The organism is Desulfuromonadales bacterium (assembly GCA_035620395.1).
Taxonomy (GTDB): domain Bacteria; phylum Desulfobacterota; class Desulfuromonadia; order Desulfuromonadales; family DASPGW01; genus DASPGW01.
This window is the reverse complement of sequence record DASPGW010000035.1, coordinates 12,218-27,993: the sequence shown is the minus strand read 5'-3', so window position 1 is coordinate 27,993 and position 15,776 is coordinate 12,218. Positions and strand designations below refer to the sequence as shown.

13 protein-coding genes are annotated in these 15,776 nt (G+C 58.4%); 10 read left to right on the top strand and 3 right to left on the bottom strand.

Annotation, left to right across the window (positions count from 1 at the left end; all coding sequences use genetic code 11):
* From VD811_02225 to VD811_02210, 4 genes are all read left to right on the top strand, one after another.
* Positions 1–494, top strand: a 494-nt coding sequence (locus VD811_02225) for a 2-oxoacid:acceptor oxidoreductase family protein (GenBank protein ID HXV19790.1), incomplete at its 5' end; no start/stop codon positions are given.
* A gap of 53 nt (positions 495–547) precedes the next feature.
* Positions 548–967: a DNA polymerase III subunit chi gene (locus VD811_02220; GenBank protein HXV19789.1), complete on the top strand. Its 420-nt coding sequence runs from the start codon at positions 548–550 to the stop codon at positions 965–967.
* A complete protein-coding gene (locus VD811_02215) occupies positions 945–1,712 on the top strand; it encodes a 16S rRNA (uracil(1498)-N(3))-methyltransferase (protein HXV19788.1) in 768 nt (255 codons plus the stop codon). The genes VD811_02220 and VD811_02215 overlap by 23 nt, the downstream gene beginning before the upstream one ends.
* A 208-nt stretch (positions 1,713–1,920) precedes the next feature.
* A complete protein-coding gene (locus VD811_02210) occupies positions 1,921–4,206 on the top strand; it encodes a GAF domain-containing protein (protein ID HXV19787.1) in 2,286 nt (761 codons plus the stop codon).
* Positions 4,207–4,309: 103 nt separating this feature from the next.
* Here VD811_02210 and VD811_02205 read toward each other — a convergent pair whose 3' ends face one another.
* The 3 genes from VD811_02205 to VD811_02195 all read right to left on the bottom strand — a co-directional run bounded on the left by VD811_02205 (position 4,310) and on the right by VD811_02195 (position 7,465).
* Positions 4,310–4,993 carry a CAAX prenyl protease-related protein gene (locus VD811_02205; protein HXV19786.1) on the bottom strand — a complete coding sequence of 228 codons (684 nt, stop codon included), beginning with the start codon at positions 4,991–4,993 and terminating at the stop codon, positions 4,310–4,312.
* A gap of 174 nt (positions 4,994–5,167) precedes the next feature.
* Positions 5,168–5,659, bottom strand: a complete 492-nt coding sequence (locus tag VD811_02200; GenBank protein ID HXV19785.1) for a PEP-CTERM sorting domain-containing protein — start codon at positions 5,657–5,659, stop codon at positions 5,168–5,170.
* A gap of 507 nt (positions 5,660–6,166) precedes the next feature.
* Positions 6,167–7,465, bottom strand: a complete 1,299-nt coding sequence (locus tag VD811_02195) for a PKD domain-containing protein (protein HXV19784.1) — start codon at positions 7,463–7,465, stop codon at positions 6,167–6,169.
* Positions 7,466–7,938: 473 nt separating this feature from the next.
* On the opposite strand from VD811_02195, the gene VD811_02190 reads away from it, so the two are divergent.
* The 6 genes from VD811_02190 to prsT all read left to right on the top strand — a co-directional run bounded on the left by VD811_02190 (position 7,939) and on the right by prsT (position 15,742).
* Positions 7,939–8,583, top strand: a complete 645-nt coding sequence (locus VD811_02190; protein HXV19783.1) for a choice-of-anchor C family protein — start codon at positions 7,939–7,941, stop codon at positions 8,581–8,583.
* Positions 8,584–8,990: 407 nt separating this feature from the next.
* Positions 8,991–10,016 (top strand): HAMP domain-containing sensor histidine kinase, encoded by a 1,026-nt coding sequence (locus VD811_02185; GenBank protein ID HXV19782.1) that lies wholly within the window; start codon positions 8,991–8,993, stop codon positions 10,014–10,016.
* Positions 10,013–11,356, top strand: coding sequence for a sigma-54 dependent transcriptional regulator (locus VD811_02180; GenBank protein ID HXV19781.1), 1,344 nt, complete (start codon positions 10,013–10,015; stop codon positions 11,354–11,356). The genes VD811_02185 and VD811_02180 overlap by 4 nt, the downstream gene beginning before the upstream one ends.
* Positions 11,357–11,702: 346 nt before the next feature.
* Positions 11,703–12,686, top strand: a complete 984-nt coding sequence (locus VD811_02175) for a hypothetical protein (GenBank protein ID HXV19780.1) — start codon at positions 11,703–11,705, stop codon at positions 12,684–12,686.
* A gap of 40 nt (positions 12,687–12,726) precedes the next feature.
* Positions 12,727–13,101 (top strand): hypothetical protein, encoded by a 375-nt coding sequence (locus tag VD811_02170; GenBank protein HXV19779.1) that lies wholly within the window; start codon positions 12,727–12,729, stop codon positions 13,099–13,101.
* Positions 13,082–15,742: an XrtA/PEP-CTERM system TPR-repeat protein PrsT gene (prsT, locus tag VD811_02165; GenBank protein HXV19778.1), complete on the top strand. Its 2,661-nt coding sequence runs from the start codon at positions 13,082–13,084 to the stop codon at positions 15,740–15,742. The genes VD811_02170 and prsT overlap by 20 nt, the downstream gene beginning before the upstream one ends.
* Positions 15,743–15,776 lie beyond the last annotated feature (34 nt).

The following is a 15,776-nucleotide window of genomic DNA, read 5'->3' as shown; positions in this document are numbered from 1 at the left end:
TGCTCGCCTATGCCGCCATTCGCGAAGGGAAAAACGCCTCCTACTTTCCCGCCTACGGGGTGGAAAAGCGGGGCGGTGCGGCGACCTGCACCGTGGTGGTCTCCGACGAGGAGATCGGTTCGCCGGTGATCGGCCGGCCCGGCGCCGCCCTTATCCTCAACCAGCTCTCCATGGAGAAATACTACGACCGGGTCCGCCCCGGCGGTTTCTGCCTGATCAACACCTCGCTGGTCGAGACTTCCCCCGGGGCCAGAGACGACATCGATATCCTCTGCCTGCCGCTCAATGAAATGGCGCTCGCGGTCGGCGACGCACGCCTGGTCAACATGATCACCATCGGCGCCTACGCCGAGCGCACCGGTGCGGTTGCTCTTGCCAGTCTCAAAGCCGCACTGGAGGAGGTCCTGCCGGAGCGCAACCATCGTTTCATCCCCCTCAATATCGAAGCGATCGACCTGGGAGCGGAAGCGGCGCAGGCGAAAGTGAAAGCATAGGACTCATAGGACCTATAAGACTTATAGGACCTATGGCCCCTCCGGACCTCGTTATGAGCAGAGTCGAATTCATCAAGCTGCGCAAGCCCGAGAAGGCCAGGCATCTCTGCGAACTGGCCGATGAATATTTCCGCGGCGGCAAGCGGGTCCTGATTACGGTCCAGGACGACAATCAGGGAGTCACTCTCGACCGCTTCATGTGGACCTGGCAGAAGGGCTCTTTTGTCCCGCATGCCTATGACAACGGCGCCGTCGACTGCCTGGACGAGCCGGTGGTCATCGGTACCGGCGAGCGCAATCCCAATGCGGCCCAGATTCTGATCATGGGCAAACCCTGCTCCCTCGATTTTATCCGTCAGTTCGAGCATGTCGTCGATTTTGCCGAACTCTACGAGGACGAACTGGCCGCCGACGCCCGGCGTCGTTTCGCCCGCTACCGGGAGGCAGGCCTTGACCCCCGAATGCGTCAATAGCGGCGGGCGGCAGAGCCTGCTGCGGCTGGAGACGGTGCCGGTATTGGCCACCGAGCTTAGCCTTTCCGCCGATTCCGCCCGTGCGCTGGCTTGCTGGGAGGCCCGCCCGGGCGAGATTATTACCGTCGTCGACCCCCGGCAGACCTGTTACCGCGCCCGCCTCACCCGCCTCGGCCCGGAGGGCGCGAACGTGATCCCCTTCCAGACCCTCACCCGCCCCGTCGAAAGCCCAGTCGCCATCGAGGTCTACCAGGCACTGCCGGAAAAGGAGCGTTTCGAGCTTATCCTGCAGAAGCTCACCGAGGTCGGTGTCGCCCGCATTGTCCCCTACATGTCGAAACGCTCCACCACCCTGGAAGAGCGCGACTCCGGCCAGCGCAAGTCGCACCGCTGGCCGGATGTGATCCTGCGGGCCGCCAGACAGTGCCGTCGCGCCATGCTGCCTGAGCTCTATCCGGTCGTCGCCTGGGACGAGGCGATCTATCTCGCCAGTCACACCGATCTCAAGCTGATGCTGTTCGAGGGGGATGCCCCCTGGAGTCTGCGCGAAGCCCTCAACGGCGAACGCCCTGACCGGATCGCTCTCCTGGTGGGACCGGAAGGGGGCTTCACGCCGGAGGAGGTCGAAGATGCCCGGCAGATGGGGTTTCTGCCGGTTTCTGTCGGGCCGCGCATCCTGCGCACCGAAACCGCCGCCATCATCGGCGCCGCCGTCGTCCAGTATGCCCTTGGGGATTTGGGTTGACCTGGTTATCCGTCCAGGGCGATGGCCGGCATCGAGGCGGAACATCGTCAACGATCCCGGCTTTTTTCGTGTCGAAAAAATTGCCACCTATCTGGGTGGTCTGAAAAGTGTCGGTATTTTCACTGTCTGTGGGTTAGCACGTTTTTTGCTTTACTAATATTCTTGATAATTTGTCAACTCTGCGTTCCATGACCGCCCGGGCAGGCCAATGGAAAAATCTTATGAAATCCCCGCAACCAGCACCCATCTCCTCGGGCTCCTGCAAGAGATAGCTGCGGCTATCGTCCTTACCGACGACAACAATACCGTCTCGCGTCTATTGCTCGAGCTGGCCATCCGGCATACTGGCGCCGGGAAGGGTTCCCTCATGCTGGTCAATGGCCATCAGGAACTCTACATTTACTGTGCGCAAGGTCTGGACTATGAGCTGGCCCGCAGTTACCGTGTCAAGATGGGAGAGGGGATCGCCGGACTGGTGGCGCAGAGCGCCGAGCCGATGATGGTCGAAGATATCGCAACGGACGAGCGGTTCCGTCAGGTTGGCAGAGACCGCTACGCGACGCGCTCTTTTATCAGCTGCCCCATTCTGGGCAAGGACCAGGTCATCGGCGTGCTGAACATCAATGACCGGACGGACGGCAGGCCCTTTGGCGCCGACGATTTTGCCCTTGCTCAGATTATTGCCGCCCAGGCCGCGGTCGCCTTGAAAAATGCCGTTCTTGTCAACAGACTCAAGGCCAAGGCAGCCGACCTGGAGGATGCCAACCGCAAGCTGATCGATGCCGATGTCGGCAAGTCGGAGTTTCTGACCCGCATTTCGCACGAACTGCGCACTCCCCTGAATTCGATCAAGGGCGCCGTTTACCATCTGCAGGGCGCCGCCGATCTCCCTCTCTGGGAGCGGAAGGAATTCCTCGGCATCGTCGGCAGCGAGACCGACAAACTGGTCGCCATCGCCGAAAAACAGCTGGATTTTCTCCGCGTCGAGGATGAGAGCCGCATCATCAAGAAGACCGTTATCCACCTCGCCGACACCCTTAAGGAAACCCTGAATTCCCGTCTGCTGCGTACCGCCCTGAGCAAGAAAAGCCTGGAATTGCAGCTCGACCTCCCCGCCGAACCCCTCGATATCGTCGGGGACAAGGTCCTGGTCAGCCAACTCTTCATCAACCTGCTGGAAGGGATCGTGCATTTTCTTCCCGAGGGGTGCCGGGGGACCATCTCGGTCCGCCTCGGGGAGGTGGTCGAACTCGATCTCGATTTCTCGGCGAGTTTGCCGGATGAGGTGCTGAAAAACCAATTCGCTTTCCGGGAACTCTACGTTTCCGAGCAAACCGGCGGGGCGATCAAGCTGCACCTGGCACGCAGGACGGCGGAGGTCCACGGCTGGCTGCTGAACGGGGTGAATCGGGAAGACGGCTGCCGCATTTCCCTCCAGATTCCCCAGATTGGCCGGCACCGTATCGAGGCGGCGATCAATACCACCATGGAACTGGTCCTCGACTTCACGTCCGAGCTGTTCGGGGTCAACACCTGTTCACTGATGCTGGCGGACGAGCTCAGCGGCGACCTGGTCATCAACTGTGCACGGGGCCTGGACGACGAGATCGTCAAGCGGACCCGAATCAGTGCACCGAGCCGCATCGCCGGTTGGGTGGCCCAGGAGGGCAGGCCTCTCCTGGTGGAGGACATCGAGACCGACCCCCGCTTCGCCCGGAAGAACCTGGACACCCAGTACAACTCCAGATCCCTGCTCTCTCTTCCCCTCAAGGTTCAGGACCGGATTGTCGGCGTGCTGAACCTCAACAACAAGAAGAACGGCACCTCCTTCACCCAGCAGGACCTGCAGGTGGGAACGGTGTTCATCACAAGAATCGCCGCCTTTGTCGAAAATATTTACACCGGTTCCTGGAGCGATGATGACCTGGGCCGTCTGTTGACCTCGCTGGAGACCCTGCTCAGCGCCGAGCGCCGGTATCCGAAGAAGGACCGGCGGCAATCCCGTCTGATGGGCCGCCTGCTGGAGCAGTTGGGGGCTGATGTCGAGGAGCGGGAACTGGCCCTCTACATCTCCATGATCTACGATCTCGGTCTGATGCTGGTCGATGCGGGCGTTTTGAACAAACAAGAGCCCTTGTCTCTCCTGGAGCAGTCAAGCCTTCGGTCGCACCCCTACACCACCCTCGATCTCCTGGGCGGCATCGAGCCTTCGGCAACGGTCCGCGGCATCATTCTCCATCACCATGAGCGGTTCGACGGCAGCGGCTACCCTGGCGGGCTCAAGGGTGAGGAGATCCCCTTCCTGTCCCGGGTGTTGACTGTGGTCGATGCTTTCTGCGCCATGACCGAAGGTCGTCCCTACCGCGAGGCTCTGCAGGCGCAGGAAGCTTTAGATGAGATACGCAAAGGTGCGGGGACCTGTTATGATCCCCGGATGGTGGAGGCGTTGGAGAGGATTTCTCTGGACCAGGCCACTGCCCCTCTTTCGCCGTAATAAATTCCGCCTGAAAGTTATCCCCCAGGCTCTTTCGTGGTCATTTGGCCCGGAGGAGCCTGTCTCGTTTTTCCCCAGGCGCTGGTGCAGGCCTTTTTGCGGATCACCAGAAACGCCACTCCCCCGTCTGCAGCACGTAGATTCCCAGTGCTAGGTTGGCCACCGCATGCGCCAGGATGCACTGGGCGATGCTTCGGGTGTAGTAGAGTAGCAGGTTGAAGGCCGCACCTGCCATCATCCCGGCGAGGATATAATTATGCTCGAGGCCGAACAGGACGACGGTGATCAGGAAGGAGGTCCAGGAAACGGTGCCGATCGGGACCTTTGCAAAATCACTGTCGATGATGTAGCGCAGCAGAAACGAGCGCCAGAAGAGCTCCTCCATGACCGGGACGATCAGAACAGCTCCGACGAGGCGTACCGCCGTCATCCCCGCTCTTGCGGGGCCGTCGAAAACACTCGGATTGAAACCGGCTGGAGTCCCCAGGGTGCCGAAGCTCCAGTCCATGTGGATCCAGAGCCAGAAAATCCCCAAGCCGGCAAGCAGGCTTGCCACCGTGAAGGCAGACCTGCCCAGGTCACTGAAACGAATCTCCTGGTAATGCTTGCGAAAATAGATCAGGACTGCGCCGACCACGACGGCCTTGACCGGATAGAGCCAGTAGAGAGCATGCTCCCCGACAAGGAGGATCTCCCGGCGCTGCAGGTAGCGGGCGAATTCCTCCAGGCCGATAAAAAGCATGAACAGAGCGAATGGAAAAATCCGGGGGAAAGCTGGTTTTGTCAATGGATCCCCTGGTAATTGTGATCAGTCATCATTCCGCCAATTAAGCCATACACTGATGATTCAATTTGGAAGGGCGCCACTGATGGCTTGCATGAAAAAATCTTTCTGATTGGCACCCAACGACAAAAAAAAGGGAAACCCCGGGAGGTTCCCCTTTTTCTGGGAAAGAAATTGTTATGCCTTCGTGCGCCTCCTGCCGTAAAAAGCGAGGCCGACAAGGCCAGCGCCGAGGAGAAGAATCGTGCTCGGCTCGGGGACTGGGGCGGCGCCGTACAGGTTTACGTGTGAAATGGCGCCTTGCTCGACCCAGAATCCCGACAATATAATATTATCGTTGCCCCCCAGTTCGGGCACTGAGAACAAATACCAATAGGGAGAGTGGTTTCCGTCTTTGACTAACAGCCAATCCGGAACGCCTATAATGTTACTGATTGTCCCGCCAGACTCATCTGCATTTGGGGTGAAGCTGAAGGTTAATTCCTCGACATTCCCCATAAGCGGAAGGATGACAGCATTGATGTTGTCTTGAGAGGAAGGCGGTGAAGCAGTCGGGTTGGTAACCCCGTCATAAGTCTGGCCGCCAGGGCTGATGAAAAGTGCATGTGCTTGTATGCCAAAGGCCAGCACACCGCAAACTACCATTGTTATGATTAGAGATTTTTTCATTATCAATACCTCCTCTCCCCTCTCTGGTTTTTGGCCGGCGCCAATTCAAGTTATTTGAATATACTTCAACTACCGTGCCAATGAAAATATTTGCATAATTGCGAGTGCTTACACAACAGGCTTATGTTGATGTAAAGTTTGCCGACAGGACCCTCACCCTGTTTGTAGATTCAGACCGGTGGCGCAGGGGACACTTAACGCTGCTGACCTGTGGACTGATTGTAAAAGTATTCGTAATTCTCTGTCAATCCGCTCAGGTCGGCCGATCAGGGCGATTAGGGTGCGAAGTAACCGTTTCACCTTCATGGCACTCTACTTTTCTGAGCCATCCAGCATAACGGCCAAGCTGCACCTGGGGGGCAGGACGGTGGAGGTCGGCTGCTGCGGGTACGATGCTCACTGGCATTTCAGGAAAAAAAGCCGCTCGGTCAGACATAAGCTGACCGGCGGCCAATCAGTAAGCCAAGGTGAAATTGCGTTATCTAACGGTTTCTGAAATCAAATCACTCAATATCGATGGAACACAATGAAATTTTCACCGGTATCGGAGCGTGTCAAATAATAACGGAATTCGAAAAAATCGTTATCTGGATCGACCTGCACATCATTGTCCAAAATAACCCTAGAGACCAACATTTCTCCCGGATCAATCTGACCACTGCTAAGGAAGGCCGGATCTTCGGTGAAGTCTTGAACCAAATTCGCATAACGTAACTCTGCACGAGTACAATCAAAGGGCATATTGGATATGTTCTTAATCTGCGCTGAAAAGTCGGAGCCTGCCAGATACAGCTCAGTGCCGCTCGTTAAGATCACCGCCTGGCCATCGATTTGGAACAGGGAGGAATAATCCGCGACGCTGTTGATCACGACGGTGTCGGCAGCGCTGGCGACCGTCCCATCGTTGACGACCAGGCTGAACACATAGAAGCCGTCGACATCGGCGGTGAAGGTCGGGTTGCCGGCGGTGGTACTTGAAAGAGTCGCGCTGCTGCCATCCGGCCGGCTGACGAGGGTCCAGGCGTAGGTGAGCGGGTCGCTGTCGGCATCGCTGCTGGCGCTGCCATCAAGGGTGACGAGGCTGCCGGTAATGACGTACTGGTCCGGTCCGGCGTCGGCCACCGGCGCCGAATTGGCGGTGGCGGCCGTGACGGTGACCGAGTCGGCGGCGCTGCTCACCGTCCCATCGTTGACGATCAGGCTGAACACATAGGCGCCGTCGACATCGGCGATGAAGGTCGGGTTGACGACGGTGCCGCTCGACAGGGCATTTACGCCACTGCCAACGGGCACGGACGTGATCGTCCAGAGATAGGTCAGCGGATCGCCATCGGCATCGCTGCTGCCGCTGCCGCTCAGAGTGGCGACGCTGCCGGTCGCCACGTTCTGGTCCGGGCCGGCATTGGCCACCGGCGCGGAATTGCCCGTCGCGGCAACGACGGTCACCGTAGAGGCGGCGCTGGCGACCGTCCCGTCGTGGACGACGAGGCTGAGGACGTAGCTGCCGGCGAAATCGGCGGTGAAGCTCGGGTTGACGGCGCTCATGTTCGACAGCGCCGCCTGGCTGCCCGCCGGAATGCTGACGAAGCTCCAGGCGTAGGTGAGCAGATCGCCGTCGGCATCGCTGCAGCCGCTGCCGTCGAGGGTGACGGTGCTGCCGGCGGCGACGTTCTGGACCGGTCCGGCGTTGGCCACCGGTGCTCTGTTCGTGACCAGCGTTCCGCCACCGCCGGATCCTCCTGAGCCGCCGCCGCAACCGGCGATTGTCAGGCAAACAAGTAAACCAACGGTCAGTAGAGAACGCATGGCCTTTTTTCCTTTCGAGTTAAGGTTATTGGTACGTGACCTGGTCCGCTGGACTATTTAATAGGATATGGAAAATTGCTGAAAGCCGCCGGATTGCCTTGTTGGCCGACGAATTTTTCGTTTCGTCCCAGCCTTCGGAAATATTTCCGGCTTTAGGGCAAAGATAGCTCACCTTCCGCGTTCCGCAAGTAGGCGCTTTACGGTCTTACTCCCGAAATGTCGATGCGTGCGGCTCGTGGCGTGTTCGGCAATGTAAAGGAAAGGAGGTGCGGGAGGTGCGGAAATCAACGAGTCACCAGGGTTCCCTGGGCGGTTTCATGGTTGTCGAAAAACTTTACAAAATCTGGGCCGTGTGGGCGATTGAGGCTGAAAACAAAATAAAAACAATAAGATATTTGGTTGGCACGAATATGGCTAACCAACAAGGCAGGAAACGGCTGAAGTTGATATATTCTTAAGGAGGAGGCAACAAAATGAAAAAAAGACTGGCAGGTTTGCTGGCTTCAGGTTTGTTGGTTTTTGGGTCAGCAGGTTTGGCAAGCGCCTTGGTCATCACCAACGGGAGTTTTGAGGGCACCGGGGATCTTGGCAGCTATAGTACCTTGAGCGCCGGCAGTACAGCGATAGAAGGTTGGACCATCGTTAGCGGCACAATTGACTGGATTCAGAACTATTGGCAACATTCAGATGGGAGCAGAAGCCTCGACCTGAGCGGTAGTACTAGTGGTACGATGGCCGGGTTTGTGTTCGATACCATGGTGGGCCAGAGTTACCGCGTTTTGTTTGATATGGCAGGAAATCCCGACGGAGGGCCAACCATCAAAACATTGCAGGCCTCTATATATCCGCCGGCCATGGCAAATACTTTCACCTTCGACACTGCTGGCAAAACGCTTGATAACATGGGATGGGAAACCAAATGGTTTGATTTTACGGCTACTCATTTCTTTACCACGCTCTATTTTGGGGATATCTCTGGTGACCCCGGTTTTTACGGAGCAGCTCTCGACAACGTGCGGGTTGTTGAATATGCCCCTGTTCCCGAGCCCGGTACCTTGCTTCTCCTCGGCGCTGGCCTGATGGGCCTGGCCTACGCCAAGCGGCGCCGGAAAGAGTAATTGAGATAGCAAGAACCTTGCTGACGAAAGGCGGTGCGAATGGGCACCGCCTTTCGTTTTTTTGTTGTAAGATTTTCCGACAGTGAGACTGCGGGGCTCGGGAAAACTTTTTTCCACCAACCTGGTCGCCCCATTGAATTCTGTTATCTTCCCTCGCCAGTCTGGAAGGGACAGGGTTTTCGTGAACCACCGTCGAGTATTATTGGAGAAAAACTGGTTTGCGAGGAAATAAGAAAAGGTTTAACGCAATGATGGGGAGGCGCATTTCACGATTTCTGCTGGATTTTCTGGTAAAAATTATATTTATAAGAGAAATATGAGAAGTAATGCATATAATGTTTGTGGCTTCGCAAAATTACCCCTCCCCCTCCTCCCTTGGTCGAAGCCACTCCAAGAGAAGGCGCGACATGGATGTTCTTGAATTTTCGGTAGACCGCGAGTTGAGGATAGTGGAGTGTGGCCGGGACCTGGAAACCGCCCGGCTGGGATCGACGGCCGGCCTGCTGGGAACGCTCTATTTCGAAGTCCTGCCGCGGATATTCTGGGAAGGTTCTGATGCCGTTGCGGCGGTGGTGGACAGCGGGCGGCCGCTTTCCCTAAGCCGTTACTCCTTTTCCTGCCTGTTCGAGTGCTTCGAGGCCGACGTCGAAATTTTTCCTCTGAAGAGCGACTCAGCTCGGCCCGAGGGTGCCCGGGTGATCATCCGGACGACGGAAGGCTGCACCTCGCGAAACCTGTTAAGGCGCTCCCAGTCGTTGATAGACATCGGCAAGAACGCCGCTATCCTTTCCCATGGGGTGAGGAATCCTCTGAACGCCATCAAGGGGGCGGTGGTTTATTTGAAAAACCGCTTCAGCCACGAGGCCACCCTGCTCGAGTTCACCCAGATCATGGAGGAGGAGATCTCCCGGCTGGACCGGTTCATCACCGCCTTCCTCAGCGGCTCGGCCGGCGAACCCGAAAAGAGGACCACCGACCTCAATGATCTGCTGAAGAGGATCGAGTCCCTCACCTCCCTGCAGGCCCAGGCGGCCGGCGTCAAGGTGCTGTTTCGCTACGGCGAGGTCGCGCCGCTGCAGTTGAGCCCTTTTCAGGTCGAGCAGGCGATCCTGAATGTTCTCAACAATGCACTCCACGTCCTGTCTCCGGGCGGAATGATCACCGTTGAAAGCAAGGTTGAAACAAGGGACGGCCGGCCGTTCTGCGTGGTGGAAGTTACGGATGACGGGCCCGGGATTCGGAGTCGGCCCGGGGAAGGTTTCTCCGCCCCGCTGGAAGATACGGCGCGCGCCCACGGCAAGGGGTTTGGGCTGTTTATCACCCGGGAGGTCCTGCAGAGCCACGGCGGCATGCTCGAAGTCAGGAGCGGGGAGGACATGGGTACCACCGTGCGCTTGTGCTTTCCCCGGGAAAGCAGGGAGGGTGCCAGATGACAGCTACTGGACGGGTGTTGATCGTTGATGATGAGCCCAACGCTCTCAAAGTGTTGTCTGCCATTCTTGCAGACGAGGGCTACCAGGTTTCCCAGGCGCTCAGCGTCAGCGATGCCTTTGCAAAAATCACCGAAAATCTGGATGCCGTCATCACCGACATGCGGATGCCGGGCAATGATGGCATGCAGCTTTTTGAGCAGATGACCGAGTCGTTCCCGGACATCCCGGTGATCTTCCTCACCGCCTTCGGGACAGTCGATTCCGCGGTACAAGCCATGACCAAAGGGGCCTTTTATTACATCATCAAGCCTCCCGACTATCCCAGCCTCAAGGGGATTCTGGCCCGGGCGGTAGACCAGCGGCGACTGAAGAGGGAGCTGGAATCCCTGAAGAAGCGACTGGCCAGCGAAGACAAGCTGACCCAGATCATCGGCAGGAGCGCCGCGATTCGCCGGGTTCTCCAGGTGATCGAGGCGGTCAGGGATTCGGAAAGCAGCGTTCTGATTTGTGGCGAAACCGGGACCGGCAAGGAGTTGGTCGCCCGGGATCTCCATTTTACCGGCAACCGCAGAAATCGACCCTTTGTTGCCGTCAACTGCGCGGCTATTCCCCGGGAGTTGATCGAAGCAGAGCTGTTCGGCTATGAGAAAGGCGCCTTCACCGGGGCCTCTACCCAAAGGATCGGCCGCGTGGAACAGGCCTCTGGAGGGACACTCTTTCTGGACGAAATCGGTGAACTGGAGCTTTCGGTTCAAGCCAAGCTGCTGCGGGTCCTTCAGGAAAAGGAAATTGAGCGGATCGGCTCAAATCGCCGGGTACAGGTCGATTTCCGTCTGGTCTCCTCCACCAACCGCGATCTCCCGCGAGAGATCATGTCCGGCAACTTCCGCAGGGACCTCTATTATCGCCTCAACGTCGTTGAAATCGGCCTCCCTCCCTTGCGCGAGCGCCGGGAGGACATCCCTTTCCTGGTGGCCGAGTTCGTCAAGGAGTTCTGCATCCGGGAAAGGAAGACTCTGGTCGTATCAGAGACAACGATAAAGAAGTTCCTGGACTATTCCTGGCCCGGAAACATCCGCCAGCTTCGCAATGTGGTCGAACGTGCATTTGTGCTGGCCAAGGGAAATACCATCACCGATCGGGATCTTCCAGAAGAAATGTTCGAAGTCGAAACGCACCGGCAGCCTCCTTCCGCCACCTCCACCCTCAAGCAGATTGAAGCTCGGGCTATTCGCGACACACTGGAGCGCTGCCAGGGAAACAAATCCCAGGCGGCGAAAATTCTCGGCTTCTCTCGCAAGGCTCTCTACAAACGACTGCGTGATTTCGACATCTCCTGACCTCATTCCGGATTCCATCTCTCCCGGTCCCGGTCCCGGTTCCTTCTGGCCCCTTCCTCGGATTTAACGAAAAGGAAGGGGCCGTTTTCATTCTCCCGCCCAGTGTTTCCATTCGGCACACTCTTGTTCCCCTGATTACAGCGGGTTAACCGAACTGTTTCCATCGGACACAGCTCATGTGCGGAGCCTGTTTCGGTGGGCGCCAGAAAAGCATGATGCGTGCCCCGCTAATTTGAAAAATATTAACAAAAACATAATGTTATTGGGTTGGAACGGGAATTGCTCTTTGCTTGGGTACCGGGCTTCCCGGCATTCCATCGCTATTCTCAAAACTACAAGGCGTTCAATGCAGTTGCGCGGACTGGCGGTCGCAATGGTCGCGGTCGTTCTCACAGGATTCGCCTCAGTCAGTTCTCCGGGGATCGATGAGGCCGGCGCCGCCCTTCTCCAGGAGGTCGCGCTGGGCCTCGGCGCCGGCTATCGTCAGGACGACTTCCGGTGGAATATCGCCGGCGATGTCGACGTCCTGTCTGAGCTGGAGTGGAGCGATCTGGAGATATTTCAACTGCTGGGGACGGGGAAACTCGTCCTGGCTCCTGCGGCTTTCCCTGCGCAGATCTGTTTTCGCAGCGCCTTGGGGTATGGGGTGATCTTCGACGGGAAAAACCGGGACTCCGACTTCGCGGGCAATAACCGGACCCTGGAATTCTCCCGCGCTGAGAGTCAGGCGGATGATGGGAGCACGCTCGATGCTTCAGCCGGCGGCGGCATGCGGTTCCCTGCGCGCGGGGGCAAGCTGACCCTTGCGGGGTTGGTGGGGTACTCCTACCACGAACAGAACCTGACCGCCAGCGAGGGGGTACAAACCGTTTCTGTCCCGGCCACCTTTACCAATTTTGCGGTCGTTCCGGCCCCCCTGGGAGCTCTGCCCGGGCTGGACAGCAAATACGAAGCCCGATGGCATGGCCCTTGGGCCGGTCTGGACCTGACTTTCAGCCCTTTCCCGCGGACTGCCGTCGAGACCGGTTTCGAATACCACTGGGCGGCATATCGGGCGAAAGGTGACTGGAACCTGCGCTCCGACCTGGCGCATCCGCGAAGTTTCGAGCACCGGGCAGACGGCAGGGGGATGGTGGCTTTCCTCGGCGGGCGATACGACTTCAGTGAGCGCCTTGCCGTCACCTTGCGGTTGGATTACCAGGACTGGTTCACCGAGCCCGGCACCAGCAAGACCTTCTTCGCTGACGGCTCCACAGGCAGAACCAGGCTCAATGAAGTTGAATGGGAATCCTTTGCCGCCTCTCTGGGGCTTGTTTTCAGCTTTATCTAGATCGGCAACGGCACAATTTCAACGGCGAGCGGGTGTAAACATGAATAACAAAAAGATTCTCGTATTCGATGAGGAGAGCTTCGCCAGAATCTGCCATGCCCTTCTGCTGCTGGACGGCTATCCTTCGGATTGTCTGGCCAAAAGGGATATAGAGCAGGCGGGCGCACTGGATGATTACGGTCTGGTCATCACCAGCTTTCCCTACGGATCGGGTCTCATCTCCCGGCTGATGCATCGCCAGACACCCGTGGTGGTTCTTTCCGACTGCCTGAGCGGGGAGCTGCTGGAATGCCTGAAGGGTATCAGGAATTCCCTGTGCATGGTCAAACCCATTGATTACGAGCAGTTCAGGGGGAAAATCAGGAATGTCATGAGCAGCGACTGGAGTGACTCCGATGTCTGCGAAATCGTTTAAGTATCTGGCTATTTTCCTGTTGTTGCCGGTTTTTGTTCTGGCCTGCAGCAACCGGTCCAGGGAAGACATGCTGCAGGAAGGCGTACGGCTGAGAAGTGAAGGGAATTTCCAGGGGGCGGTGGTGCTGCTGAAGAACGCCCTGGAGAAAGATCCGAACTACTTCGAAGCCCGTTATGAACTGGCGGAATCCTATTTGCTCAGCGGCAACCTGGAAAAGGCAGAGCGGGAATATCAGAAGGTCGGGCTGCAGGCTCCCTCCCTGCCCGAGCTTCCGCTGAAGCTGGCCGAGGTCTACGTCCGCACCGAACGGGCGGATTTGGCGGTGGCGCAGATCGAAAAATACCTCTCGGGCCATCCCGACAGTCCACGGGCCGCAGACCTGCTGGGGCAGGCGCTCGCGCTCAAGGGAGAAACGCAGAAGGCCGTCGGTCATTTCCGTCGGGCCATCCAGCTCGACCCGCGCAACGCACAGGCACGACAGCACCTGGCCGAAGTCTTCGTACGCAACGGCGAGGAATCCCCCGCGCGGGAATTGCTCACGGAGCTTCTGGAGGAGGACAAAAATAATCGCCCCGCTCTCTACCTGCTCGCCCGGCTGGAAGTCTCTCTGGGCAAACGGGGGAGGGCGCTGGAAATTTACCACCAGCTTGCCCAGACCGACCCTGCGGATGCGCGCGCTCTCTACCTGGCGGGGCTGCACCATCTCGAAGGTGGAGAGATCCCCGAAGGGGAGAGGTGCGCCGACGCCCTGCTGGCCAACTTTCCGAAACTCGCCGGCGGCTCTCTTCTGAAAGGGATGGCCCTGTACCTGAAAGGTGACCCCGGTGGGGCCATTACACATCTTCAGCAATCACTGAAGGCAGGGACGAATCCGGCGGCCTGGTACTACCTGGGGCTCAGTTATTACCGCCTGGAGAAGCTGGAGCTGGCCCTGAACCAGTTCCAGCGGATGCTGGACCAGCAGCCCGACGCGACCCAGCCCAGGCTGATGGTAGCGATGACCCTGCTCAAACAGCAGCGCCTCGACGAGGCGGTGACGGAGGCCGAAAGAGTATTGCAGCGTGACGGCACGAGCGGACTGGCCTACAACATCCTCGGCAGCGCCTGGATGGTCCAGGGAAAATTCGATGCAGCCATGGCGGCCTTCGAAAAGGCGACCGAACTGAACCCGGGTCTGGTCGATGTCCATCTCAAGAAGGGATTATTCCATGCATCCCGGGGGAATCCGGCCAGGGCCGAGGATGAATTGACCACGGCACTGAACGCAGCTCCGCAGATTCTGGACACCCGCCTGTTTCTGGCAGCCCACTACCTGCGGCAAAAGAACTACCCTGCCGCCCTCAACACCCTGAAGAAAGGGTTGAACGGCAAGGAGAGTGATGCGCTGCTGTACAACTTCATGGCGGCAGCCTATTTCGCCCAGCTGCAGCCCGAAGAGGCGATCGCCTGCCTGCAGCGCGCCAAAGCCGCAAATCCCGGCTTCTTCACCGCCCACTTCAACCTGGGCGCCTATCATGCGACGCGGGGAGAGTATGAGAAAGCCCTCGAGGAATACGCCGCCGTTCTGCGACAAGACCCCGTTCAGCTTCAGGCGCTGCTGCTGAGCGGCCGGGTCATGGAAATGACCGGTCAGAGCGAGAAGGCCATCGATTTTTTCCGCAGGGCAGCCGATACCGGCAAGAGCGAGGAGCAATTGGCCCTGGCCGAGCATCTGCTGAGCGAAGCAAAGGCAGAAGAATGCCTTGAGGTCCTGACCAAGGCGCAGCAGGCCCGTCCCGAAGACGCTTCCCTCCTCGATTTCCAGGGGCAAGCGCTGCTTCGTCTCGGCCGCCATGCGGAGGCGGCGACGGCCTTTGCGAAGCTTGACCGCGTGTCACCCGGCAGGGGGGTGGCGGGGCAGGTCCAGGCGCATCTGCTCGGTGGCGATGTGGCCAGGGCCGAAGCGCTGGCCAGGGGGCTGACGGTTCAGCAGCCGTCCTCACCTGCCGGCTACCTTCTGCTGGCCTCCATCAACGAGCATCGCGGAGATATTCCGGGGGCGCTGGAGGTGCTTGAAAAGGGTTGGAACAACAACCGCCGGGCGCCGCTTCTGGTCATGCGGATGGCCGGGCTGCATGAACGCAGCGGAGAGTTCGACAGGGCCCGCCGGCTTTACGAGGAGTTGCTCCGGCAATCGCCCAATGATTACCCGGTCGTCTTCGCCCTCGGCGCCCTTCACGACCGGCAGGGGAACAAACGCGAGGCGGAGCGGCGCTATCGGGAGGTTCTGGCCCTGAAGGAGGACTTCGTGCCGGTTCTCAATAATCTCGCCTATCTTTATGCCGAGAATTTCGACCGCAAGCAGGAGGCGCTGGAACTGGCAGGCAGCGCCTACCGCCATGCGCCGGGCAGCCCGCTGGTCATGGACACGCTCGGCTATGTCCTGCTGCTCAACAACCGGGCTGAAGAGGCCCGGCAAATGCTGGAAAAGGCGGTGGAGAAACTGCCGGGCAATCCGACCGTTTTTTATCACCTGGCGCTGGCTTGCCAGAAACTGGGGAAAAAGGACGAGGCCGTTGCCTACCTGAAAAAGGCTCTGACCCTTGGCGAATTTCCGGAAATACGGCAAACCCGAACCCTGTTGGAAAAACTTACCGGCTAAAGCTTCCGGCGAGCGTTGTGATGAAAGTACTTGG